Raw genomic sequence first — 24,505 nt, forward strand, 5'->3', positions numbered from 1 at the left:
TATCCTTATGTATAAACATGTATTTTATGAACATAAAACATTTAATCTTTGGACATCAACAAAATAAACAATACATTAGACTTAAGTGCATGGTCATGAAAAGCAGATATAGGTGATGACCGATGGAATCAATGCGTTATATGTCATTAGTATTCAGAGGGCTTGTGGAAGAATACAACAACACTGGCGTCAGGCCATCCGTCTTTATGGACGGAAGCGGAAGCCTGCAGGTATACCTTTGCGATCCTATAATTGATGAGATGGAAGGGGAATATGGGATCGATGTGGAAAGTGAATATGATGTTAACGGAGGACAGTTCACGCAGAACTTCTTTGTGAACAGGCCAATCTCCCCAGATATCACCAAACATAATCTTGTTAATGAGGGAAATATTAACCAGTGAGTTCCATAAGACGTTACGGTCGAGAGAGTATAAGGTGCCTGAAGCAAGAAAAATTGCACGGGAATGAGGGAACAGGCACCTACACCACAAACCGCAAGGTGAAAAACAATGGACTATAAAAAACTTCTGAAGGTGCTCAAGAACTCAAAGCAGGTCTACAGGGAAGACTATGTGAAGAAGATATTCAGAAGCGCGCATTATGACATCGGTTTATTTGAGGAACAGCTCAATGAGTTCAATGAAACTCTCAAAGGCAGGGATTCGGATATTGCAAAGTCATATATGGACAGGACAATACTTGCACAGGTCATAGACGATGCATCGATACTGCTGGAGATAGTTAAGGACAGCCCATGCCTCTCCAGTGAACAGAACGAAGTAATCATGGAAATGATATTCAAGCTCGATGAGATGAGTGATCAGGTAGAGGTTCTGGAAGAAGTTAAAACCCTTGCAGATATGAGCGAGCAGGGAGACAATACCGGTAAATCATTACATCGCAAAGACAGGATCTACGCAAACGTCTGAACATATCTCCCGTATTTGCAAACCATTATTCTACCCATTAGTTTTAAGGCATGGGCCTACAATGATGTAGACATGTCAAAAAAGATATTGGTCACAAATGATGACGGTGTTTATTCTACAGGCATACATGCAGCCTGCAAAAGCGTTCAAGATCTTGGAGAAGTCACTGTATCCGCTCCCATGACACAGCAAAGTGGCGTTGGACGTTCAATTTCTATCTTTGAGCCACTCAGGATAACCCGGACCACTGTCAATGGAATGATGGTCAATGCAGTTGCCGGGACTCCCACAGATTCGGTCATACTTGGCATATTCTCGGTAATGGGACAGATGCCTGACCTTATCCTTTCAGGTTTTAATATCGGGGAGAACATCAGTACAGATACTATTACCACATCCGGTACCATAGGTGCCGCACTTGAAGGTGCAAGTTATGGGATTCCCGCTATCGCTGCTTCCATACAGGTCATGGAGGAAGGAAACAAATTTGACGATAACAGAGAGTTCAAACATGATTACGATGTGGCCATAAAGGTTGTCAACAGGATAGCAAAGAACGTACTGGAGCACGGACTGCCTGAAAAAGTGGACCTGCTTAATGTCAACATTCCGCATCATGTGGATAATGAGCCTGTGATAGAGATCACAAGGCTTGCAAGGAAGTTCTTCAAGACGGATGTCGAAGAGCGACATGATCCAAGAGGAAGACCATATTACTGGATAGCAGGAGAACTTGTGGCAGACGAGGAAAAGGGAACTGACGTTCATGCCATAATGCACAACGGAAATGTCTCGGTCACCCCAATATCCCTGGATGCAACATCCCCGATAGACTTTTCAGAAATAGAACACCTGCTGTAGGCAGGTTTCTTTGAAAGATGATCTCTGCAATTTAAACGAACAATTGCAGAAATGCTCATTGTTTCACTTTTATGAGGATTTCCTTGCAATCCCTGTCCACACCATGCAGGGTTGTCGCTGCGCCAAGTACTGTGCTTCCAAGAATTGCCTGAACGAAGTGGTTTATCTCTATGTTCTTTCCGTCAACTGTTAATTCAACTTCCATTTTTATTGCTCCTTTAGACTTCTGCAGAAAGGTACACGCCGGCTGACTGCCAGCCTGAAAAGATCGGGCAGCTCTTCTCTGGATGCTTTTGAAACATCAACGAGGTTATCGTTCACCAGCAGACATGGTCTGAGCTTGCCGTCTGCCGTGACCCTGAGCCTGTTGCAGTTGGCACAGAATTCAGTGTTATCTACCGGCCTTACAAATTCGACTTCCACACCATTTATGATGTATTTCTTTCTCTTGTGCAGCTGCCGTACAGAAACATCGGAGGAGACTGCCAGCAGGGACCTTTCCACCTCATTAGCATTGATCCTGTAACGGGGAATGTCCCTGAAATCCATGAGTTCTATCAGCTGCAGTATAACATCTCCCCCGTAATTCCTGGTAAAATCAAGCATGTCTTCAATTTCGTTATCATTGAGATCCTTCAAAAGTACCATATTCAGCTTCACGGGAGTCAGTCCTGCATCCACTGCTTCGTGAATGCCATCAAGTACCCTGTCAAAAGTACCCCTTGTACAGTTGGTGATCATATGGTATTTGTCAGGATCTAAGGTATCAAGGCTTATATTGACCCTGTCAAGACCGGCCTCCTTCAGGGAAGCTGCCCTGTCCTTTAAAAGAGTTGCATTGGTTGTCAGGGATATATCCTTCATATCAGGCAGACGGGCCAGTGCCTCCTCAAGATCTTTTCTGAGCAGAGGCTCCCCGCCTGAGAGCTTCAGCCGGTCCATACCGAATTGGGAAGCAACCTCTACGATATTGACAATAGTATCCACTGGCATTTCACGGCTATGGCCAATATGGCCCTCATTGTGACAGTAGATACAATTGAGGTTGCAACGGTCTGTAACGGACATCCTCAGACTCCTTAAAGTACGGCCGTATGAGTCTGTGAGGACTTCCCCTGTTCCTGCAGAAGACATAGTATCCTAGATATACGTTATTTATTTAACTATTTTGAATGCTTTGCGCTGAGAATAATACATATATAGAAACTGTGCACAATTAACTCCATGACAAAAGCGGTGTTACTTGCAGGTACCAACAGCGGAGTTGGAAAAACGACGGTTTCCATGGGTATTATGGCAGCCCTGAAAAGACGGGAAATGCAGGTCCAGCCCTTCAAGGTAGGACCCGATTACATCGATCCTACATACCATACGGCCATCTGCGGCAAACCTTCAAGGAACCTGGATACGTTCATGATGCAGGTGGAAGGTGTGAGAAAGACCTTTTCCATGCATGCTGAGAATGCGGACATCAATATCGTTGAAGGGGTGATGGGACTTTTTGATGGCATGGATTCAACAGAAATAGCAAGTTCTGCGCATGTTGCAAAATCACTTGGGATCCCCGTTATACTGATAGTGAACGTCCATGGAATGTCAAGAAGTGCAGCTGCCATTGTCAAAGGATTTGCTGAATTTGACAGGGATGTGAAAATTGCCGGGGTGATACTGAACAAGGTGGGAAGCCCCAGACATGCAAAGATGATAATAGACTCCATCCCCGACATACCCGTTGTAGGCTCCCTACCACGCAACCAGGATGTGACAGTGCCTTCGCGCCATCTTGGACTTTATATGGCCCATGAACAGGATTTTGATACGGAAAAACTTGCTGCCTTCATTGAAGAGAATATAGACCTTGATGCCATAGTATCTATTGCCCGCAGTGCCCCGGATACTGAAAAGAACCCGGAGGACAAAGAATGTGATGCTGATGTGAAAATAGGTGTTGCCTATGACAGTGCCTTCTGTTTCTATTACCAGGACATGTTCGATGCATTCAGAAGAGCAGGGGCAGAGCCGGTGTTCTTCAGCCCGATAAAGGGAGAGCTTCCCGAGGTTGATGGCCTCTACTTTGGCGGAGGCTATCCTGAACTGCACATCAGCGAGCTGGAAGGTTCAAAGACCACAAAGCAACTAAAAGAACTGTCAGCCGAAGGTATACCCATATACGGAGAATGTGGCGGATTGCAATACCTTTCCACATCATATGAGATAGAAGGAACCGTTTACAGGATGGCTGACGTGCTCCCTGCACAGACCGTCATGACAAAGAAACTACAGGCCCTCGGATATACAGAAGGACAGGCCAGCGGGGATTTCATCAAAGGGACAATACGGGGACATGAGTTCCATTATTCTGTTACCTACTGCGACAACGATGCAAAGCTTGCCTATGAAATGAAACGAGGCAAAGGCATAATCGACGGAAAGGACGGACTCTGCGAGCACAATTCAATTGCAAGTTACACCCACGCCCATCCCGCTTCGTTCCCCGTGAAAGATTTTGTAGAGAAATGCAGGGAATACAGTAAAAGTTAAGCTTTTTCCGGCTCTGTAGAAATCCTTTCAATATTAATAAATCACAGATAAATACAGATACACTCACCTCTTACAGAGTTGAGTGCCTGCTAAACAGCTGTTTAGCAGGTAAAACAGATGAAAAATATCTGCGTGCATCAGCGTTCATCTGCGGTTCACAAATTATTGATAATATGTGTTCTACAGAGCCCTTTTTCCCTTGTTCTTTCCAGTTTTCCCCTTTTGTCTTTATTTTGCCTGCATAAAAAAGGATCATCAGCAAAAGCCTGTAAGAAAAACTGACAATTCCCGGTCAGGTTTGAAGCAGGAGAGAAAACGTAATCGCTGGTTCTTATTTATCAGGTTCTCTTGATCCCTTCAAAGTGTTCATGATGACCCTGTTGCTTCACTCAAAATGAGAGACTTCTTCCTTTCAAGCTTTGAAGTTGTCTATGGAAGAAAGAAGAGAGGTAGAAAACCTCGTTTCAAATATCCAAACACTCTTTTTATATATTAACAAATATACTTTGTATTACCAATACGATTGTTGAGGATTATTATGAAACAAAAGAGACCTGGAAAATGCACATACATGCTTCTGATGATATTATTGTTCTCATGCATAGGAACAGTGTCTGCTGAGGAACTCCACGTAGGTGAGGGTAAAGCATACCCCAATATTAGCACTGCATATGAAAATGCAGAGCATGGAGACATTATCATTGTAAGTGATGGGATCTACATTGAGAACCTGACAATTAACAAAATTATCACTATCCGCTCAGAGAATGGTTCGGTAAACACCATTGTTGAGGCAACATCACCAGATGTTCATGTGTTCAATATAACGGCTGATAATGTTGTTATCAGGGGCTTCAGGATAACAGGCCCAGCAAACTATAGCAGCATTCACATGAACTCGGTTTCAGATTGTAATATTTCCGACAATGCTATATCTGCAAGTCATACAGGTATTTATTGTAACGATGTGAGCAACAGTACTTTTACGAATAATACGATCACGTTAAGCACACATGGCATCCTTATGCGAAAGTCACCCGACAACACCCTTATCAATAACTCAATGACATTAAACGATTACAATTTTGGTTGTTACGGAAACGACCCGGAACACTTTTCACAGCATATAAGCACCAGTAATCTGGTTGATGGAAAAACTCTCTATTATCTGAATGATCTGGCAGATTTTGAGATACCTTCTGACGCAGGGCAGGTGTATGTTGTCAATTCCAGCAATATCACAGTAAAGGATATTACAATATCAAAAGGTCATGAAGGCATAGTATTTGCATATACGGATAGTTCGAAAATAGAGAATGTCACCTTTTCCCAGAACAGATATGGTGTTGTCCTTTTCAGGTCCGATTCCAATATCCTTGACAACATCAACGCCGATGATAACTTCTATGGCATCTTCCTCAATAACTCAATTAACAACGACGTTATAAACAGCATGATCAGTTCCAATGGGTGGGATGGCATTTCCCTGTATTCTTCAAGTGAACTGAACACGATAAACAATAACACGATCCTTTCCAATGATTGTGATGGCATCTACCTGGACAGATCCCCAAACAATACATTAAGCAATAACACCATCTCAAACAATACTGAAAAGGGAGTTAACCTTTATCGTTGTGCTGGCAACAGCATAGCCTACAATCTTATCCATAACAACAAATACGGAATTTACCTGGATCATTCAACTAATAATACCCTTATCGGGAATACCATGGAATCTAATAATTACAATTTCCACGTCCACGGAGCCATTCCTGGATATTTTGATCATATCATATACCCTGACAATCTGGTTAACGGGAAGCCACTCTATTACCTGAATGAACAGTCAGATATAGAAATTCCATCCGATGCCGGACAGGTATATGTAATAAATTCCACCAATATAACTGTAAAAGATATTGAAATGTCAGATACTTCCTATGGTGTTGTTTTTGTAGCCACAGAGGAGTCAACGATAGAGAATGTCACCCTTTCAGAATCATTGTGTGGTATCTACTTACTTAACTCTGGTCCAAATGTCCTTGATAAAATCAGGTCAAATAACAATCTCGTCGGGATGATGATCGAAGGGTCAAGCAACATCACAATGTCCTGCAGTAGCATCAACTCTAACCACTTCGGCGTTATGCTCAGGGAGCTGGATAATAGTACTCTGGCAAACGTCAATGCCAGTGGCAATTCTTTTGTGGGAATTGCACTTTTTTCCTGTACTGACAACTACTTAAGGCAAAATATGGCCAATTCAAACATATATGGTCTTCAACTTCTGGATTCAAACAATAACCACCTGATGGAAAATACCGTTAGCAATAATTCAAATGTCGGGATATACCTTTCCACCTCTCCTGATAATACATTAAGCGGGAATGTTGCAAGTTATAACCGTATAGCAGGACTCAGGATTAGCAGTTCGGACAATAATACCCTGACCGGAAACACGTTTACCAATAATACGCTCAGTTTGCAAGAAGCAGCTTCTGTAAGTCTGAACGCTGAAATTTCAGCATTGCAACAAACGATAGAGCAAATATCAATCAATGACGTGGACAATGCCATAAGTCCTGATTCAGAAAATATAGTCAGCTCAATATCCCTGAATGATGTTCAGCCCGGTTTCCATGGAGTATATATTCTGAATTCAGATAACATCCTGTTATCCAATACCCATGCAACAGGCAATGATTATGCCTTGTATGCGTCCGGATCGTTGAATACTACCGTAAGCAACCTGGTGCTGACTGAAGAGCTAGCACAGATGTCCTTTGTAAGCAATGAGAATAGGCTCATATTAAGGGAAAATTGCTTAGATCCTATATCGTTACCTGGTAAAATAAACGTCAATGGCTATGTAGATCTTTTCCGCTCCCCGGGTGAGCAGTTCAACATCCACCTTATGCCTGCAGATACAGGCATAGACATCCGGTTCTTTTACAACGATTCCGGGATGAGCAGTGCAGGTGAATCCACGATCAGCCTTTACAGGCTGAATGGAAGCCAGTGGGTGAAAGTTCCGGATGCCACGCTCAACACCAATGATAATTATGTCTGTGCAACCATTACTGTAGCTGAAGCGAACCCCGCGATAAATGCTGTTATGGAAACGTACGAAGCCACCCTGGCCCTTTTCAAAGATGTGGAAAGTTCTATATCCGGATCCCAGGCCCCTGACTCCGGTAGTTCCGTGATGGCAAGAGAAAGAAGGGAAGGGACAATAAGTGACCTGCCCATGGGTGAGGAAGGAGGGGTCAACGGCGACTTTGTTGTAACCTCTTCATCCGGAACCACCACAATTACGCTGTATGAAGGAACAAAGGCATTAGATCCTTCAGGGAATCCTGTGAGCAGGATAATCATCACCACACCATCATCCCTGCCTGCGGGAACTCCTCAGGAGGTCATCAGATCCGGCCTTTACATAAGGTTCGGGCCTTCAGGAACGACGTTCAGTCAGGACATCATGGTTACAATGGATTTCAATCCACAGGATTTTAAGGACAGAGCCCCGGTGATCTACACCTATACATCCGAAGATGGCTGGATAGCACTTGAAACAACTGTGGACTGGGAAAATGGCAGGGCAACCGCAATGATAAGCCACTTCTCACTATATGCACTATTTGGAACTGATGTGCAGGAAAAACAGGAAGTGGTGGTTCAAACCCGGATAGCAGATGAAAAGCCATCCTCTGGCCTTACCGAAGGAACACCTGTTGAAAATAAGGCCGACAAAGGCTATGTTTATTGGACAATAGGGACAGTGATCATTCTGGTCCTGGGAATTACTGTTGTGTCAAGACAGAAGAACAAAAGAGGGCTTTAAGCCCTTTATCCCACCTCAAATTAAGTAAAAGCTGATAATTAAAGGTTCATTAGCTGATAATGTCCTGCATATACGATATATTCAATGCAAGATTCCCCGATATCTAAAAAAAGCAAGTTCAAAACGGTTTACTATTAAAGAATATAGGAAAACCATACTGTTTGTTAGTTGAAATCGATAAATATTTATACGACCATTGCACAACTACACTGTACAAATATATGAGACAAGTATATCTCATAATAAATAATAATCCATAAAATAAATTTAGATATTTGGTGGTATGAATGAAGAAAATAGTTATAATGGTGACACTTGCAGTATTGCTGCTTTCAATGGCAAATACGGCAAGTGCAGTTGCATATACGGAGTTTGAGGATGGGGAATACCTTGTTGAAATGCAGGGATTTGTAGCTGAACAGCAGCCAGCTTCTGCGGGACCAAGTGAAAATGGTGACCCGATCAACGTGACTGCCACGGTTAAGAAAACAGGCAGCAACGTTGAGATCGTAGATATGGCAATAGACATGAGCGGGATTTCCATGGGCGGGAGTGAAGTAGAACTCGTTGACCTGACGATCACACACGTAGACCCTTATAAGGAATGGATTCATGTTGAGTTCACCGGCCATGTAAATAATTTCATGGACTCTAACAATGTTGAGTTTACAGGTACACTAAACCTATATCCTGCGATCACCACCCTGTCCGCACCAGAAGAAAAATATGAGTACAGTGGGCAGGGGTCTGCAGAGTTTTTTGTTCCTGGTTATGGCAATGTTTATCTCGGTGGTCCGTTCACAGCTACCATAACCAAAAAAGTAAGCGAACCCGGATGTACCCTTCCTGATGGCTGGCACTGCGGAACAGTACAGGGAGCAGTAATAGCCGGCCCGAATTACCCGAATGTCCACTACCCGCTGAAAGCAGACTATGTGGTATTTGTTTCAGGTGACGACATAACCATTGACAGCATAACAGTAACAGAAGGAGAATTCACCATAAGTACGGTTAATGCAGAATATGATGACATGGGGGATATAGTGGTCACCGCACAGGGGCAGGTAGAAGGATATCCATTTGAGGGGATAATGCACATAAACCCATGTAATATGGATGTAAGCAGTAGAGGAACACTATATCTGGACAACATGCAAATGGACCTTTACGGAAAATTCGCATTTACCCCCAGGACCTGCCAATCCAATGAGATCCCTGAGTTCCCGACCATAGCCCTTCCGGTAATAGCCGTCCTTGGACTTGCATTCATAATGCAGCGCAGGAAAGACTGAATATAAGGAATTGACTGCGGGGCTGATGCTCCGTCAGCTTTTTTTGTCAGCGGCCGGGTCACTCATCTATCTGGCCATCGTCTGACATTTTTGTTTTTGGCTGTTGTTCCTGGTTGCGGGAATCCCTGTTTTTGAACCATAACTTGCGGCTGTAGTAGTTCAGGGGATGGCTTATCTTTTTGCAGGTCTCATCTGCAGCGTAGCAATTGCCATATGTCTGCATTGTCGCGCACGAAGGAGGCTTATAATGAGTACCTGAAGAGCCGGCAATGTGCTCTACCTGGTACCTGGCCTTTTCCACATCAAAATCAGGGGATGTGGCAAAGAGGTTGATGATATCATCCACGGTCATTCCGATCGTCAGCAGGAAAGCTGTCATTGCAAAACGCATCGAATGGGCCAGGTTCACCCCTGCCTGCGTATTTGCGATGGCATATGTGATACATGGGGGGAAAAGATCGGTTTCCACGGATTCGAATTCAGACTCACCAAAAGCACTTTTTCTCTCTTCAAGCGCTTCACGGATCTCATTCAGGTATGGCTCACAAGCCATGCTAAGTTCATCAGGTACCGGCATGGGGAGGTTTTGCTCAACACGACTCTTTATAAGTTCCTGCAAAAGACGGGCAAACTCTTCCTTTGAAACATTCACATTGCCATGATCCAGTTTGCGGTTGACGAGTTTCCATTCAATGGCCTTCAGGGAGCTGGCCATGCGTATATATGAAGTGAAGTGCAGCTTAAATCCGGTTGCACCTTCATCCGGAAAAACTCCGAAATCCGAAGCGAACTCCCTGAGAAAAGCAACATCCTGCGTCTTTAGGAGCCTGTAGGAAGCAACCGCTTCTGCAAGGCAGAATCTGCGCGTCAGGAAGGCATCATCTATGCATGAAACAAGTATCCTTGAAAACGGATAGGAAAGCAGTTCCTGCAGTATCCTCTGTTCATCCGAAAGGGAAATCCCTGGTTTTATAAGTTCACCGGAGATAGCCTGAAGAACTCTCTCCTTACCGCGGATACGAGCGGAATCCATGGCCCTTGACGTAACCAGGCGATCAAGGGAAATTCCAAGGTCCCTGACATATAAGGAAGCCCCGGAAATATAAGGGTATAGCGCAAAGTCCTTTTCATCCATAGATCAATCAGATTCGATCCTCGGGGCAAGGAGATAACCTATCTTTCCTGCGCCATTTGCAATGGAGAAACCGATCTTGACCGGGAAGTCCTTTCCAAGTTCCACTGTGACCTCATTGGAACGGGACGCAGGTTTAACAATGTCGGACAGGTAATCAAGCGAAAAAAGCGAGCGTGCTTCGCCTGACCTGAGGTCGATGAGATTGTCGCGGCCCATATCAAGGCGGACACGATCGGTATCACCCTCTGCTTCCATATAGAACACATCACCATCGATACCAAGCAGCATGTGGTCACTTATCTTCTCAGCAGCCTTAACTGCCCTCTGCAGATCTTTTCCGTTAAGGATGACCTCCGCCGGAAGTTCAAGCTGCGGTATCCTTGGCTCCGCCCTGATCGTGGAAGGATCGAGCAATGCAAGAGTATAGGAAAGGCCGCCAAGGTGCAATGACATTTTCTGGGACATCTCATCAAGTTCCATGACAACTTTTTCATCCTTACCCGCAACGCCAAAAATGTCATTGATCTTTGAGAGGTCCATACCAATCTCACAGTCATCGGCATTGAACTCATCAAAAGCACCGGAGCTAAGCTCAAAACTGACCATGGCCACATTTGCAGGGTCCACAGCCCGGACAGTTATTCCTTCAGGAGAGATCTTAAACCTTGCCTCATCAACAAGAACTGAAAGAGTTTCAATTGCAGTTTTTAGAACATCTGCATCAATTGTTGCCTTGAACATCTTGATTCGCCACCATAGTTTGAATTTTTAGGTCATTATATCTTACAAGTAATATAAGTTTTCTTTTAAATGCATCTGAAACAGACCCAAAACAGGCTATTACCAGATAATTGTCACTCAGTCGTACTCACGCCAGGTACATCCACACTTGGTACATTTGAAAAAACGTGTCTCTGACTCATCTGCAGACCTGAGCTGGCGCAGCCACCAATATGCGATGTTGTTACCGCACTCTTCGCACCTGACAGAAGTTGTCGGAAGACCCTGGTCCACATTACCCTCAAGTACGGTAACATCTCTCTTTTCCCTTGATGCTACAGAGACCAATGCCTCTGAATCGGCCTGCTTACCCTTAACATAGCCACATTTCCTGCACTTTAAGGAACCACCTGAAGGAAACATCATGCTTTTACATTCCGGACAAAATTCCATAAATATCACTTCTCGCATTCTCTATAATTCTGTTATGATCAAAAGCCATTTCCGGCATTTCCTGAAGATCGAACAAACATACCCCTTCAGCATCCGAATCAGCCCTTGGGACACCTTTTCCCGTGGCCAGGTAGACTATGCTCACTGTGTGTCCCCGGGGGTCACGCGAAGGTTCTGAATATACCCCAAGTAACTTAACTATTTCGATTATAAGCCCTGTTTCCTCAAGAACCTCACGGACAACCGCTTCTTCAACACTTTCACCGATCTCTACAAAACCACCCGGAAGAGCAAACTTCCCCTTAAACGGAGGATTTTTTCGCTGGATGAGAACTATTTTGCTATTTAAGATGATTACGGCATCGACTGTAAGTTTGGGAGTGATGGGGGACATGGGAAACAAAAGCTTAATAGACTATATCAAATATATAGGACCCATACCTATTAAAGATGTGCTTAAATGATCGAAAATATCCTGTGGATCGCAGTAGCATTTATGCTTCTGGGATCGATAATCCCTAAAAAGATAAGAACCCGCAGATTGCTTTGTGCAATTGGATGGGTGTTCTTTTCAGTACACTGGTTCTACCAGCCGGCACACTATATGGAGATAGGGGACCATTTCAATGTGTTGCTTGTGATCCTTGTGGGGATAATATGCCTCATAATAGCGCATACCATGACCAAAGAGTATCTCAGCAAAGATGAGAAGGGACCTGAACCGGACATCACTTCGATGGCAACTATTGCAACCGCACTGGGATCATTGTTCTATTTTCCCTTTGCCCAGATGGAAGTTCTGAACATATGGATAATATCCCAGGTGACAGACAATGTATTCTGGATGATGGGTGCTTTAGGGATCCCGGCAGAAATGACCGCATGGAATAAGATAGCCCTTAACGGATATCAGGTAGAGATAATACTTGCCTGTACGGCCATTGAAAGCATAGCACTGTTCATAGGACTCATTGCATCTGTTAATGCACCATTAAGGAAACAGGCCATGGCATTTCTGGCTTCTGTGCCTGTCATATACGTATTGAATATAATAAGGGACGTATTTGTCATCGTAGCTTACGGGTACCAATGGTTCGGTCCAAACAGCTTTGATATCGCTCACCATACCATCGCAAAGATCGGATCGGGGATTGCCCTATTTGCAGTTGCATACGTGGTCATGCGTATTTTGCCCGAGCTAACTGATCTGATCGAAGGGATCTGGTTATTGATTACAGGATTCGTTCAAAAACTATTCTATAAAGTAGTAGGAAATCAGTAAATGCTTGCAAAAGGTTCTTTTCCCTGGATCATCGCATCCACCACTGTAAGTTTGGCCAGTTTGATCTCATACCTGCTTTACAATCTCCCATACATGAAAAACATCGCACTGCTATCTTTATGTGTGACCGTCTTTTTCCTTTTCTTTTTCAGGGATCCTGAAAGAGAAATAAAAGAACATGATGAACACATGCTTTCCCCTGCTGACGGAAAGATCGTAGACATAAGGGACCGGAAGATCTGCATCTTCATGAATTTCCAGAACGTTCATGTCAACAGGGCACCCATCAACGGAAAGGTTCATATGATAGAGCACAAGAAAGGTGGCTATATACCTGCTTTCTGTAAGGACTCACACCGCAATGAAAGAAGCCACACCCTGATAGAGACCGAACACGGGATAGTGGAAGTGATACAGATAGCAGGAACCGTGACCCGAAGAATTGTGTCCTATGTAAAGGAAGGAGATCATATGAAGCAGGGACAACGTTTTGGAATGATCCGGTTCGGATCCCGGGTGGATGTGACAGTGCCTGATAATTTTGACATCCTTGTGAAAAAAGGAGAACGGGTGTTTGCCGGTGAAACAGTAATTGCCAGAATCAAATAAAGGAAGTGAACCTGATATTCCATACCTTGAAACTGCCCGACTATGTGACCCTTCTCAATGCTTTGTTCGGCGTAGCAGCTATTTTGTCAGTAATGGAAGGTTTTACATACCTGGCACCATTACTGATTCTTATTGCTGCGGTTGCGGACGGGCTTGATGGCCATATTGCCAGAAAGTTCTCTTCCAGTAATATAGGAGGAAACCTTGATTCCCTTGCTGACGTCATATCCTTTGGAGTTGCGCCTGTAATTATCACTTACTCCTATTCCGCGGACAAGTATCTGCTCCTGCCTGCACTGGTCTTTTATTTCATCTGCGGGATACTCAGACTTGCCAGGTTCAACACAATGCACCTGGGATTCAATTCCTTTAGCGGGCTGCCAATTACTGCAGGCGGTATTGCCATATCAGCATACATCCTCATGGGAGAACGGTTTTTCAATATATATGTAATGGCAGGCATAGCCTTTATACTTGGAATGCTCATGATAAGCAATGTAACATATCTCAAAGCCAGGGATCAGAAGATACTCATACCACTGACAATTGTCTTTGCGATGACTATCATGTCATATGCTGTGGATATAAGATACACACATATGATGGCTTTTTGGCTATCCGGGCTTATGAGCATCTATCTTGTATCACCTATTATCAAAAAGCCCGAAGAGGAAAAGAATGCAGCAAAACGTAGCAATAACTGACAGGGATAATGTACTGTTTGAGGCAGGAATAAAACTGGGTGCACTCTATCACCAGTTCACAGGATCGCCGGTTAACCTGAAAACTGCAGGAAGCCTTGAAAAAGCAATACAGGAAAGTATTTCGGTTCAGCCTTGTGTTGAAGATATCAAAGTCACTATCAACAGGGACATGATACGCTCAAAGCTGAACAGTGAGTACGGTTACTGCGAGCTGGAAGGGCGCATGCTGGACGTAAGGATCACTGCCCGGTTCCAAAAAGCAAAAGCGGACGTAAGCATGGCATTTGACACTGAACTTGACTATCCGCTTATGAAAATAGAAAGGATCTACTGAATACTGAGGTTCTTTGCTTCCTCAAAGGCTGCAACTACCTTTTCATTCTGCTGCTGTGTACCCACTGTCACACGAAGCAATGAATCCCCTGCATTTTTAAATGACCTGCAGTCCCTGATGATTATGCCTTTTTGGAGGAAGGACTCGGCCACATCCCTGGCAAGCAAGGGTGCAACATCCACAAGCACGAAATTGGCCTGTGAATCGTGTACCTTGAAGGGAATCCGGGCTGTCAGGAACCTGCGGCCTTCCTTTGCGCACGAGATGCTCCTTTCAAGATGACTATTATCGGAAAGGGCCGCAATCCCTGCAGCTACTGCAGGCAAACTTACATTGAAAGGAGTTGCTATCTTCATATACTCTACTTTCAGCCATGCAGGCATGAGTCCGTAACCTATCCTAAGTCCTGCCAGACCAAAAACCTTTGAGAACGTCCTCCCAATAATGAGATTATCATATTCTGTCACAAGGTGTGAAAGGTTGTAGTCCGCAAACTCAACATAGGCCTCATCAACGAACACAATCCCTTTTGTGAACTCCAGTATATCGCGCACATCCGCTTCATCCAGCATCTTGCCTGTCGGGTTGTTCGGTGAACAGAGAAAAACCACTTTTGTGTTCTGCGAGATAGCATCTTTTATTGCAGAGACATCAAATGCAAGCTCTTCCCCTGGCAGGACATGGACAGCCTTTGCACCATTTGCCCGGGCTGCGATCTCATAATATGAGAACGTAGGAGTGGGCAGCACAACCTCATCGCCAGGTGATATGAGCAGCCTCATGAGATTATCAAGCAGACCATCCATCCCCGGTCCGGAGGCACATATATTTGCCACAGGAAGTCCCGTATATGCAGATATTGCTTCCACCAGTTCAGAAGCATCAGCTGAAGGATATATGTTGACCTTTGATGAAGCAGATAACATGGCCTCGATTGCCATAGGAGAAGGTCCAAGAACGTTCTCATTCGAACCTAGTTTGATTATCCCGGAGGGGTCAATACCATATTTACGTGCTATTTCCTCAATAGATTTTCCTGGAACGTATTCTGCAATGGAGGTAACTGCGTCCTTGATAAGTTCAGGCCTGCTCAAGTACATTCACCACCCTGTCTATCTGCTCTTTTGTGATATTCAGAGGAGGAGCGATACGAAGAACCGTCTCAGATGTGCAGTTGAGAAGTACACCATTCTTACGTCCATGCTCTACAAGGTCAGCACATTTACGATTAAACTGTACACCTATCATAAGACCTTTTCCGCGAACCTCAACAAGACCTTCTGTGGAAAGCTTGCTCAACTCTTTGCTGAAATATTCACCCATATCCTTTGAACGCCTGATGAGATCCTCTTCACGGATGACATCAATAGAGGCAAGTGCAGCAGCGCATGCCAGAGGATTACCTCCAAAGGTTGCTGCATGTTCACCGCGGCCAAAAGATATACCTTCACGTGCGGCAATCGCACCCATTGGGAAACCTCCCCCAATTGCCTTGGCCATTGTCATGATATCAGGTTCAACACCAAAGTGCTCTTTACAGAACCAGGCCCCTGTCCTTCCAAAACCTGTCTGCACCTCATCAAAGATCAGAAGGGAATCGTTCTCATCACATATTTTGCGGACTTCTTTCAGGTAACCATTTGAAGGGACATTTATACCACCTTCGCCCTGGATAGGCTCAACTATAACTGCCGCTGTGTTGGCAGTAATGGCATCGGATATCGCCTGGGCATCATTGAACGGAACGAACTTCTCTTCCTGCACCAGCGGTTTGAAAGGTGCACGGTACATGTCCTTGTATGTAAGGCTAAGAGCGCCCATGGTACGCCCATGGAACGAGTGCTCAACTGCCAGGAAATCGGTCTTTTTGGTTGTTACCCTTGCAAGTTTCATGGCTGCTTCAACTGCTTCGGTACCTGAGTTACAGAAAAATACACGGTCCATGCCGGTCACATTGACCAGTTGCCCGGCCAGCTCTGCCTGAGGCTCCGTATAGTAGAGATTTGACACATGTATCAGTTCCTCTGCCTGTTTCTTCAGGGCTTCAACCAGATGTGGATGGCAGTGCCCTATATTGTTCACTGCTATACCTGCAACACAGTCGATATATTCCCGGCCTTCTATATCATAGACCAGAGAACCTTTTCCACTCTTGATGACTATTGGCTGACGACCGTAGGTCTGCATTACATATTTTGAATCTTTATCGAATATTGATCGTGAATGCGATGATGATGAGATATAATCCTGTTGCAAATTAACACCTCTCCATTATAATATTGGAACCTGTTTTAAATCTGACTATCGATACAAATCTAAAAAAAAGAAAAAGACCTTTCCTTCAAGAGGCAAAAACCAAAAAATTTAAAGAATACGCTTATTAGGAACTCTTATCGCCACATAGATATTATACAGGAATACCAGAACACTAAGCTGGAAAACGGTAAGCATCACACCTTTAAGAGGATCATGCTGAGTACTTCCCGCAATAGAGTTCACAGAAAGGAAAGCCTCGAAAAGGTAAAGTACAAATCCAAATGTAAGGAATACGAAATACTTTTTGAGATTCTTGAACGCTACATAAATACGTGAACGAATGACATCCGCATCTATCTTCAGAAGCAGATTAGATGTCAGTAATGACAAAATAACTATGCACAGACGAACTGCTAGATCTATGAAATTGAAAATTTCAATTGAATTCATAACCATCCCCTCATTATTGTGTATAACCCTTTTCATGGATCAAATATCAAGGTCCATCAACTCACTATCAGTTAACGCATCATCTCCTTCACGTTCAAATATGATACCACCCGGTGCACGCATCACACCGTCCACACGGGCTGCTTCATGTATCTTTATAGACTGGGCATTGATCTCACCAAGAACATGGGTCCCGGCAGCAATATAGACATTGCCCCGGGAAATGATGTTTCCGTGAATGATATTGTCACTTCCCAGTTTTACGTCCTGTATGGTACGTATGCTCCCGTAAAGAGTTGTCCCTGTTGCCATTTCCAGGGAAGTGGCGCGTATATTGCCAACAAGTCTGCATTTATTACCTATGATAGCATTTGATGGCACTTTAATAGAATCCATTGATATTTTTGAACCATTTGGTATTATAAGCGAGTTTAGTCCGATGGACTCTGCATCATCCTCAAACAACTCTTCCAATGCCTTTTCAACTTCCTCATCCTTCCCAAGCCGCAAAAGCTCACTGATATAGAGGAACAGATAAACTATGACAGGAACCGGATTCCTTACAACGATCCATCCTTTGGCCTCAAAACCGCCATTGATCTTTACATCATTGCCAATATCAAGGTCTCCCTTAACCACTAATTTCCCATCAATGGTAACGAATTCACCGATATAGGCATTCTTATCTGTTTTTACATTCCCGCCTATCTGTGACCAGATATCTATCCTTGTATCACCGGTAGAAGTGAGGTCGCCTGAAAGAGTGACCCTCTCGCCCAGTATTGTAGAACGTCCGATGACACCATATCTGATCTCAGAGTGATTGCCGGCAATGACATCCCCATCTACGACTATTGTATGTTCTTCCATCCTGGTATTGTCAGGAATTACAAAGGTCTTAAAAATCTCCTCTTCTATGCTTTCACTCTCCCGGCAGGGATTAACTGTATCAAAGGCATTACTATGACTTTATTTTCATCGTATTTAATAGATATAGATTTATAAATACTTATTCTAGGATTGCTCCATCCCTCGCCTGACGTCAACCGCAGGACCACGGTCCATACGAACGGCCTCGTGGGGAGACAATAATAACTGACCGGTAGCCAGTATCGAGTCAGAACTGTCAACAATAATGACTTCATCTCCCGCCCTCAGTTCTGGGTCCGCATCCATTACATGTTTGGCAAAAGCGGTCTTACCTTTTGATACGAATGGTACCGCGTCCTCACAGATGACCACTCTTGATGCAGGCCAGTCAAGCGTGCTGTGCAGAGCAACTGCACCATCTATACTGAGTGTGAGCATACCATCCTTTGCCCGGACAGTGGCCATATGCTTCCCATTATACAGGACCTGCCTTACCCGCTTGGTTTTTGAAAGCTGGAAAGTGACACCATCAGGGAAAAGAACTTCACCACAGCCTTTTCCGAACTGGATGTCAGCCATTATCCTTACTTTTTTGAGATTTTTTTCCACGCTGATCATAGATGCTAAATAAAGTATAAGTATTAAATTGATAGCGGTTAGTTAAGATATAGTTACTGTATAGTTATGCTCTGATTCAAAGGAGTGATCTATTATGGATATATAAAGAATGTCGAACAAATTTATATATAATAATGACTAATTATAAGTTGAGGAAACGGGAACAACTGCTTGTAAGCTGTATTCAAAGGTATAGTAACTGTAACCAAGCAAAACCATTCATCCCCTCAAACATTTCCCGTTTCCTCGTTGCTCAAATAAAGCAATATCTTTTCTCCTGTAATTATATCGTATCATAGCTGTGGCTTCACAGACATCGGATCAGTATATAAGACAACATCTATAAGCTGTAAAATCTGTAAGCTGTAAAAATAGAAAGAGGCTTCGCAGAGTTACCCCTTTACAACTCCCATTGGCATCACACGTGCGACCTTTGTTGCAATACCCAGATTATGTACGACATCGACAACGTCACTACTGGATTTATACACTTCCGGCGCTTCCTCTGCTATAAGAGAGGGCTGGGTGGCCCTTACAATAATCCCCTGTGACTTCAACTCCTTTTGTATCTCTTCACCACGTAGCTCATGCTTTGCACTCTTGCGGCTCATCACTCTTCCTGCGCCATGGCAGGCACTTCCGAATGTGAGCTCCATTGATGCAGGACTGCCTTTGAGAACATATGATGCAGTGCCCATGCTTCCGGGAATGATCACCGGCTGTCCTATATCACGGTAATCTTCAGGAAGCTCCGGATGTCCTGCCGGAAAAGCCCTTGTTGCTCCTTTCCTGTGAACATAGACCTCTTTCTCATTTCCGTCTATGATATGTTTTTCAAGCTTTGCAACGTTATGGGCAACATCATATACAAGGTCAAGCCCAAGGTCCCCATGCTCAGCCTGGAAGAACCTATCAAAAACCTCACGTGTCCAGTGCATTATCACCTGCCTGTTGACCCAGGCATAGTTTGCCGCACAGACCATGGCCTTGAAATAGTCCTGTGCTTCCTCAGACTCAGCCGGGGCACAGGCCAGCTGCTTATCAGGCAGAGCTATCTTATATTTTTTGGATGCCTGGGATAGTACCTGCAGATGGTCTGTGCATATCTGGTGACCTGCACCACGGGAGCCACAGTGGATCATAAAGGTGACCTGTCCTTCCCTGAGACCAAAAGCCTTCGCAGCCTTCTCATCATACACCTTGTCCACATACTGTACCTCCAGGAAATGGTTACCGCTCCCCAGGGTCCCAAGCTGGGGCCTGCCTCTTTTACGGGCCTTAATACTGACCCTGGAGGGATCGGCCCCTGGCATGGTCCCATTACTCTCGCAGTGCGTCAGATCTGCCTCAACACCATAACCGTTATCCACCGCCCAGCGTACACCATGAATGAAAATATCATCCAGTTCCTTATCATTGACCCTTATACGGCTCTTTGAGCCCACACCGGAAGGTATGGCCTCAAACAATGCATCCAGTAGTTCGGGCAGTTTTGGACGGACATCATCTTCTGTCAGATCAGAGCGTATAAGCCTAACTCCGCAATTAATATCAAAACCAACACCACCAGGACTTATAACTCCTTTGTGTTTATCAAAGGCAGCAACTCCGCCTATAGGAAAACCATAACCCAGGTGTGCATCCGGCATTGCCATGGAATATTTTTGTATTCCGGGAAGTGAGGCTACATTTGCAACCTGGTCAATTGTTTCTCTTTCAAGAATATCAAGAAGGGTCTTAGATACGAATATTCTCCCGGGCACATTCATCCCGGGCTTGAAGTTGCCGGGTACCTCCCAGGTGTTATCATTGACCTTTGTCAGAATATCATAGACAGAACTTTCATTTTCATGTGACATCATTTATCCCTCCTCTCAGGCATCTATACTCAAAACTATATGCTCCAGACGTATGAATTTATTGATTATAGGAAATTTGTGTTTTGAAAAGCTCAGGTGTCCACGGTTGCCTGTACCATCCAGCCGGCACCTGTGTTTTCTATTTTCATGTCGTTATAGGTTGCCGCCTTAACCTCAGTATCGAACACGTGAACAGACAGGTCAATTGCCTCACCAAAAAGGGTTGCAGAGAGAGAACATTCATCATCGCCCACAAACAGTTCATTTACCCTGATACGACTAAAGACCATTTCCTCTACCTCAAAAACAAAGAGTATCTCGGAAAGCCAGTCAAAAAGAAGGCTTTCAAGGTCAGGAGAGCTCAGTTCAACGTCCGCAGAAGAGCTGATGTTCACCGAGTCCGTATCCACCATTACATTGAGCATGGCAAGAGCTGCGTTCTCAAAAGCTTCTCCCAGGCTTTTACCGTAAGCCCGGAACTTAGCATCTGCCGTATGTTCCAGATACTCGAAGTCCTTGGTGGTACCAGATGACATGAACCTTAATTGGCGTTGGTGTAATTAAATGGTTCTCTTTACCTTACAGAGAGAAGGAAGAAGTCACTTCAGCTGCTTCCATATATGCAATATACGCTGGAAAGCTGTTATGTGGCTTCCTACCCCTATAACAATGATCATCCATCCAAGGGCAGAAAAACCATATACATTTCCCTGGTAAACAAAATAGAAGGCAGAAGAGACCATGATCAGCACCAGCCTGTCAGCCCTTCCTATGATGCCACCGTAATATCTTCCAAGCTTAAGTGCCTGGGCCTGGGTGCCAAGATAGCTTGTAAGAAGTACCCCTACTATGGTAATGACACCTATTCGCCAGTCCACATAACCTCCAAAGAAGATGCCGCAGATGATGAACACATCAGAATAGCGATCTATTACATGATCAAGGAAGTCACCCCTGGCACTGGCCGCATTAAGATATCGCGCCATAAGACCGTCCATTGCATCAAGCAGTGAATTGAGCGCAACCAGCAACCCGGCTGCCAGTACAAGCAGAGGGTCAAAGGATGAATAGTAATAAAGCAGACCAGCAAAGAGCGCAAACAGAAGAGAGAGCATTGATATGAGATCAGGAGAGATACCGGAGTCTGCCGTGAGCCTTGCCAGTGGTTCGAGTACCTTTGATGCTATGGGCCTTAAAGCATTGAATGTCATGAATATTGTATCCAATGAGCATTTTTATGATTTAACATTTTCCGGAGATGAGTATATACTTTCATAGATCCTGCTTCCATAGATTCGTACCTTCAGCTTCTCTGTAAAGCCAATCAATAATGGAGACCGCGGTTATTTATTCTTTGCAAGGTCATAAAAGTATTTGATCCTGCAGGAGTGCTCTACCTGTGTGGTTATAACGTAGGCTTCATCAAGGACCTTGCCTATGGCAAATGTACCGTGACTGTAAATGATAGCTGCCTTATGTGATGCAAGGGCTGCGGCAAGGTTTTTGGCAAGCTCGTCCGAGCCTATTCCACCCCTGACAACCGGAACTACTCCCAGGAAATATTGACCTTCACTGTCCACCGGAGTGATACTGCCATCTTCTGCCAGCAGGGATGATGTCACCGCAAAAGGACAGTGAGCATGAACTATTGCAAGTGCCGGTGTGCTCTTGTATATCGCTCTGTGAACAATGGCTTCAGAAGATGCGATCATATCAAGTGCGCATGTTCCTTCAATGCTGACCTCCACGACCATGTCCTCAGTTATCTCATCAAGGGCGCACCCGCTCCTTGTAATGAGCATGCGATTACCAGCCCTGACACTGATGTTACCGAAATGGGATTCTACCAGCCCGCCTTGCACAAGCTTTTTCCCGATCCTTGATATTTCACGCCACATGAGACTTCTCCGGCAGTACTACCATAAAATTTATCTGCTATTATGCTATGTAAGGGAATGCTTTCCATAAATAGATGTGGAATGCGCTATCATGATGCCTCGGTGGCTTAGCCCGGCAGAGCGAGTGATTTGTAATCATTAGGTCGCGTGTTCAAATCACGCCCGGGGCTTCATAACATTTCTCAACGCATGGTTTATTTCCTGAATTGCGGACGCGTCACCATATAGATGAGCTTACAAAGGATCCTACAGAGATTTCATAGCAGGACTTATTCCCTTTGCATAAACCTTCTACACCTGTCCTGGAAGTGAACACTCTGCTAACCTCATATCAGCTTTGATTGCAGCAGAGCACAAAATTTTAAAGAACAGCAAGAGCAGCAAATATTAATCCCTTATTTAAACTGATGCTTCTGCATCTCACGTTTTGCTATCATATTGGAACCGAAAGTGTATATAAGGATCACAACACCCAGCCAGATAAAATGACTTCCTGTTTCAGGCATACCTAAGTATTTAAAGGCCAGACCAATAGCGAAGATGAATAAATTTGCCATTCCTATCTTTTTATTCCTTCTCACGGTCTCCTCATATATCTGTTTGTGTACAAGATACTCTTTTTTTTCATCCTTCATATTTTCACATCCGCAGATATGTAGGTAATAGCTCCGGCAGCTCAAAAACCTTTTTGACAAAAGGAAAAACTGCAGTAAAGACTTTTCTGTCTTTTTAACTGCTAATCCTTAATAGCGATTATGCACCTGTGTATGAAATATGATATACAAGCAACAACAAACAGCTTTATATAAACTCGGGCTCACCTACAACCATGAACCCGGGAAGTTCCAGGAAGAACATCAAGATAGGACTTAGTGTAGGAATAGTCCTGAAAAATGATCAGAAGAGCGGTAAAATAACCAGAGGTGTGGTTAAAAGGATATTGACCAATTCCTCATCCCATCCACACGGAATAAAAGTACAACTTGAAGGTGGCAGCGTTGGAAGAGTAAAGGAAATTCATTCAGGAACGTGAATGTTTTCAGATTTTGCTTTTCAATCTGCTATTCAACCGTTTTTGGTATAACATGCAAAACTCTTTTTGCAGCTGGTGCATTTTGAACTTGACTTATATGTTGCCCCAAAATCAGCCGGTTTCCCGGAGCTGACAGAGACACATACGATGCTCTGTCCAAGAGGTATTGTTGCAAGAACATGAGTTCCACACCCGGGACATAACACATTTTCGATCTTCATAATAACTCCTCTTTAGCTTAGCCACAGGCTAAGTCACTCTTTTTAAAAAAATAATTACAAAAAAACGAATCAGACAGATACGGATCACAACAAATGATCACATGCCTGTCTTTTTTGAAATATTCCAGAATTATATCGAAATATAATTAGTATCTGGCTGGTCTGTGCTTCTGGAAACATTCCCTGCAGTATACAGGCCTGTCACCGGATGGCTTGAATGGCACTTCAGTCTCCTGTTTGCAGTCAGAACAAGTTGCTTTATGCATCTCTCTCGGACCGCTGTTAGACCTGAAGCCACCGCCGCCGCCTCTACTGTTTCCGCCTCTGTTATTAAATCCCATATTTTTATCTCCTGTAGTTTATCTAGTTCGCTCAGCAGAACCGAGATCGAGAATTATCGTACGATTAGTTTTACCGGATATTACCAGATCGCTCATTACGATACGACTAACTCTAACTGTCAAGCAATTATCAAAAGAAGCACGCAAAAATAGAGTAACCCTTTATAAATCGTTGAGCAATCGAACTAGTACTTAGTACTACCCCATGAGATATAAAGTCACTGCTATCAAATAGACAGGTAAGGTGAAACA

At 44.1% G+C, this 24,505-nt stretch carries 29 protein-coding genes and 1 tRNA gene; 12 read left to right on the top strand and 18 right to left on the bottom strand.

Translation table 11 applies throughout. The annotated features are described in order from the left end of the window. Positions 1 to 122: 122 nt before the first annotated feature. The 3 genes from V7O64_RS06830 (at position 123) to surE (ending at position 1,793) form a co-directional block, all read left to right on the top strand. Positions 123 to 404: a hypothetical protein gene (locus V7O64_RS06830; RefSeq protein WP_407354687.1), complete on the top strand. Its 282-nt coding sequence runs from the start codon at positions 123 to 125 to the stop codon at positions 402 to 404. 108 nt (positions 405 to 512) lie between these two features. After that, the gene (locus V7O64_RS06835; protein ID WP_407354688.1) at positions 513 to 932 is read left to right on the top strand and encodes a hypothetical protein; all 420 of its coding nucleotides are present in this window, start codon (positions 513 to 515) and stop codon (positions 930 to 932) included. A gap of 72 nt (positions 933 to 1,004) precedes the next feature. Beyond that, positions 1,005 to 1,793 (top strand): 5'/3'-nucleotidase SurE, encoded by a 789-nt coding sequence (surE, locus tag V7O64_RS06840; RefSeq protein ID WP_407354689.1) that lies wholly within the window; start codon positions 1,005 to 1,007, stop codon positions 1,791 to 1,793. A 55-nt stretch (positions 1,794 to 1,848) separates the two neighbouring features. On the opposite strand, the gene V7O64_RS06845 is transcribed toward surE, so the two are convergent. Both V7O64_RS06845 and moaA read right to left on the bottom strand, forming a co-directional pair. Further along, a complete protein-coding gene (locus V7O64_RS06845) occupies positions 1,849 to 1,998 on the bottom strand; it encodes a hypothetical protein (RefSeq protein ID WP_407354690.1) in 150 nt (49 codons plus the stop codon). Between the two features lie 2 nt (positions 1,999 to 2,000). Beyond that, entirely contained in the window at positions 2,001 to 2,927 is a 927-nt protein-coding gene (moaA, locus tag V7O64_RS06850) for a GTP 3',8-cyclase MoaA (RefSeq protein ID WP_407354691.1), read from the bottom strand. Positions 2,928 to 3,017: 90 nt separating this feature from the next. Here moaA and V7O64_RS06855 point away from each other — a divergent pair, with 90 nt between their 5' ends. From V7O64_RS06855 to V7O64_RS06865, 3 genes are all read left to right on the top strand, one after another. Then, on the top strand, positions 3,018 to 4,334 hold the full coding sequence (locus tag V7O64_RS06855; protein WP_407354692.1) for a cobyrinate a,c-diamide synthase: 1,317 nt from the start codon (positions 3,018 to 3,020) through the stop codon (positions 4,332 to 4,334). A gap of 538 nt (positions 4,335 to 4,872) precedes the next feature. After that, the gene (locus V7O64_RS06860; protein WP_407354693.1) at positions 4,873 to 8,178 is read left to right on the top strand and encodes a NosD domain-containing protein; all 3,306 of its coding nucleotides are present in this window, start codon (positions 4,873 to 4,875) and stop codon (positions 8,176 to 8,178) included. Between the two features lie 287 nt (positions 8,179 to 8,465). Continuing rightward, a complete protein-coding gene (locus V7O64_RS06865; protein WP_407354694.1) occupies positions 8,466 to 9,470 on the top strand; it encodes a PEF-CTERM sorting domain-containing protein in 1,005 nt (334 codons plus the stop codon). Between the two features lie 58 nt (positions 9,471 to 9,528). Here the strand turns inward: V7O64_RS06865 and priL are convergent, their stop codons facing one another. From priL to V7O64_RS06885, 4 genes are all read right to left on the bottom strand, one after another. Continuing rightward, positions 9,529 to 10,605: a DNA primase regulatory subunit PriL gene (gene priL, locus V7O64_RS06870; RefSeq protein WP_407354695.1), complete on the bottom strand. Its 1,077-nt coding sequence runs from the start codon at positions 10,603 to 10,605 to the stop codon at positions 9,529 to 9,531. A gap of 3 nt (positions 10,606 to 10,608) precedes the next feature. Continuing rightward, positions 10,609 to 11,346: a DNA polymerase sliding clamp gene (locus V7O64_RS06875; protein ID WP_407354696.1), complete on the bottom strand. Its 738-nt coding sequence runs from the start codon at positions 11,344 to 11,346 to the stop codon at positions 10,609 to 10,611. Between the two features lie 117 nt (positions 11,347 to 11,463). Continuing rightward, positions 11,464 to 11,778 (bottom strand): transcription factor S, encoded by a 315-nt coding sequence (locus tag V7O64_RS06880; protein ID WP_407354697.1) that lies wholly within the window; start codon positions 11,776 to 11,778, stop codon positions 11,464 to 11,466. Next, positions 11,756 to 12,172, bottom strand: coding sequence for an NUDIX domain-containing protein (locus V7O64_RS06885; protein ID WP_407354698.1), 417 nt, complete (start codon positions 12,170 to 12,172; stop codon positions 11,756 to 11,758). Before V7O64_RS06885 ends, V7O64_RS06880 begins: the two co-directional genes overlap by 23 nt. Positions 12,173 to 12,238: 66 nt before the next feature. On the opposite strand from V7O64_RS06885, the gene artA reads away from it, so the two are divergent. The 4 genes from artA to V7O64_RS06905 are packed head-to-tail and all read left to right on the top strand — an operon-like array spanning position 12,239 to position 14,707. Next, positions 12,239 to 13,060, top strand: coding sequence for an archaeosortase A (gene artA / locus V7O64_RS06890; RefSeq protein ID WP_407354699.1), 822 nt, complete (start codon positions 12,239 to 12,241; stop codon positions 13,058 to 13,060). Then, on the top strand, positions 13,061 to 13,669 hold the full coding sequence (locus V7O64_RS06895; protein WP_407354700.1) for a phosphatidylserine decarboxylase: 609 nt from the start codon (positions 13,061 to 13,063) through the stop codon (positions 13,667 to 13,669). A gap of 26 nt (positions 13,670 to 13,695) precedes the next feature. After that, on the top strand, positions 13,696 to 14,373 hold the full coding sequence (locus V7O64_RS06900) for an archaetidylserine synthase (RefSeq protein ID WP_407354701.1): 678 nt from the start codon (positions 13,696 to 13,698) through the stop codon (positions 14,371 to 14,373). After that, positions 14,348 to 14,707: a dihydroneopterin aldolase family protein gene (locus V7O64_RS06905; RefSeq protein ID WP_407354702.1), complete on the top strand. Its 360-nt coding sequence runs from the start codon at positions 14,348 to 14,350 to the stop codon at positions 14,705 to 14,707. Before V7O64_RS06900 ends, V7O64_RS06905 begins: the two co-directional genes overlap by 26 nt. On the opposite strand, the gene hisC is transcribed toward V7O64_RS06905, so the two are convergent. The 9 genes from hisC to V7O64_RS06950 form a co-directional block, all read right to left on the bottom strand. Next, entirely contained in the window at positions 14,701 to 15,807 is a 1,107-nt protein-coding gene (gene hisC / locus V7O64_RS06910) for a histidinol-phosphate transaminase (RefSeq protein WP_407354703.1), read from the bottom strand. The genes V7O64_RS06905 and hisC overlap by 7 nt on opposite strands. After that, positions 15,788 to 16,894 (bottom strand): acetylornithine transaminase, encoded by a 1,107-nt coding sequence (locus tag V7O64_RS06915; protein WP_407357284.1) that lies wholly within the window; start codon positions 16,892 to 16,894, stop codon positions 15,788 to 15,790. The genes hisC and V7O64_RS06915 overlap by 20 nt, the downstream gene beginning before the upstream one ends. Positions 16,895 to 17,071: 177 nt before the next feature. Next, on the bottom strand, positions 17,072 to 17,413 hold the full coding sequence (locus tag V7O64_RS06920) for a hypothetical protein (protein ID WP_407354704.1): 342 nt from the start codon (positions 17,411 to 17,413) through the stop codon (positions 17,072 to 17,074). A gap of 39 nt (positions 17,414 to 17,452) precedes the next feature. Further along, a complete protein-coding gene (locus V7O64_RS06925; protein WP_407354705.1) occupies positions 17,453 to 18,283 on the bottom strand; it encodes an acyltransferase in 831 nt (276 codons plus the stop codon). Between the two features lie 144 nt (positions 18,284 to 18,427). Next, positions 18,428 to 18,901: a PUA domain-containing protein gene (locus V7O64_RS06930; RefSeq protein WP_407354706.1), complete on the bottom strand. Its 474-nt coding sequence runs from the start codon at positions 18,899 to 18,901 to the stop codon at positions 18,428 to 18,430. Positions 18,902 to 19,293: 392 nt separating this feature from the next. Beyond that, a complete protein-coding gene (locus V7O64_RS06935; protein ID WP_407357285.1) occupies positions 19,294 to 20,760 on the bottom strand; it encodes an RtcB family protein in 1,467 nt (488 codons plus the stop codon). 92 nt (positions 20,761 to 20,852) lie between these two features. Continuing rightward, positions 20,853 to 21,296 (bottom strand): archease, encoded by a 444-nt coding sequence (locus V7O64_RS06940; protein WP_407354707.1) that lies wholly within the window; start codon positions 21,294 to 21,296, stop codon positions 20,853 to 20,855. Between the two features lie 63 nt (positions 21,297 to 21,359). Continuing rightward, positions 21,360 to 21,971: a CDP-alcohol phosphatidyltransferase family protein gene (locus V7O64_RS06945; protein WP_407354708.1), complete on the bottom strand. Its 612-nt coding sequence runs from the start codon at positions 21,969 to 21,971 to the stop codon at positions 21,360 to 21,362. 132 nt (positions 21,972 to 22,103) lie between these two features. Then, a complete protein-coding gene (locus V7O64_RS06950; RefSeq protein WP_407354709.1) occupies positions 22,104 to 22,658 on the bottom strand; it encodes an aldolase in 555 nt (184 codons plus the stop codon). A 96-nt stretch (positions 22,659 to 22,754) separates the two neighbouring features. On the opposite strand from V7O64_RS06950, the gene V7O64_RS06955 reads away from it, so the two are divergent. Beyond that, positions 22,755 to 22,828, top strand: a tRNA-Thr gene (locus V7O64_RS06955). 225 nt (positions 22,829 to 23,053) lie between these two features. On the opposite strand, the gene V7O64_RS06960 is transcribed toward V7O64_RS06955, so the two are convergent. Further along, positions 23,054 to 23,293 carry a hypothetical protein gene (locus tag V7O64_RS06960; RefSeq protein WP_407354710.1) on the bottom strand — a complete coding sequence of 80 codons (240 nt, stop codon included), beginning with the start codon at positions 23,291 to 23,293 and terminating at the stop codon, positions 23,054 to 23,056. A 194-nt stretch (positions 23,294 to 23,487) separates the two neighbouring features. On the opposite strand from V7O64_RS06960, the gene V7O64_RS06965 reads away from it, so the two are divergent. Then, the gene (locus tag V7O64_RS06965; protein WP_407354711.1) at positions 23,488 to 23,691 is read left to right on the top strand and encodes a YwbE family protein; all 204 of its coding nucleotides are present in this window, start codon (positions 23,488 to 23,490) and stop codon (positions 23,689 to 23,691) included. Between the two features lie 32 nt (positions 23,692 to 23,723). On the opposite strand, the gene V7O64_RS06970 is transcribed toward V7O64_RS06965, so the two are convergent. Together V7O64_RS06970 and V7O64_RS06975 are read right to left on the bottom strand one after the other, a co-directional pair. Further along, positions 23,724 to 23,912: a hypothetical protein gene (locus V7O64_RS06970; RefSeq protein ID WP_407354712.1), complete on the bottom strand. Its 189-nt coding sequence runs from the start codon at positions 23,910 to 23,912 to the stop codon at positions 23,724 to 23,726. Positions 23,913 to 24,058: 146 nt separating this feature from the next. Beyond that, positions 24,059 to 24,253: a CxxC-x17-CxxC domain-containing protein gene (locus V7O64_RS06975; RefSeq protein ID WP_407354713.1), complete on the bottom strand. Its 195-nt coding sequence runs from the start codon at positions 24,251 to 24,253 to the stop codon at positions 24,059 to 24,061. Positions 24,254 to 24,505: the final 252 nt, after the last annotated feature.

This window comes from Methanolobus sp. WCC5, from assembly GCF_045690325.1.
Lineage (GTDB): Archaea > Halobacteriota > Methanosarcinia > Methanosarcinales > Methanosarcinaceae > Methanolobus.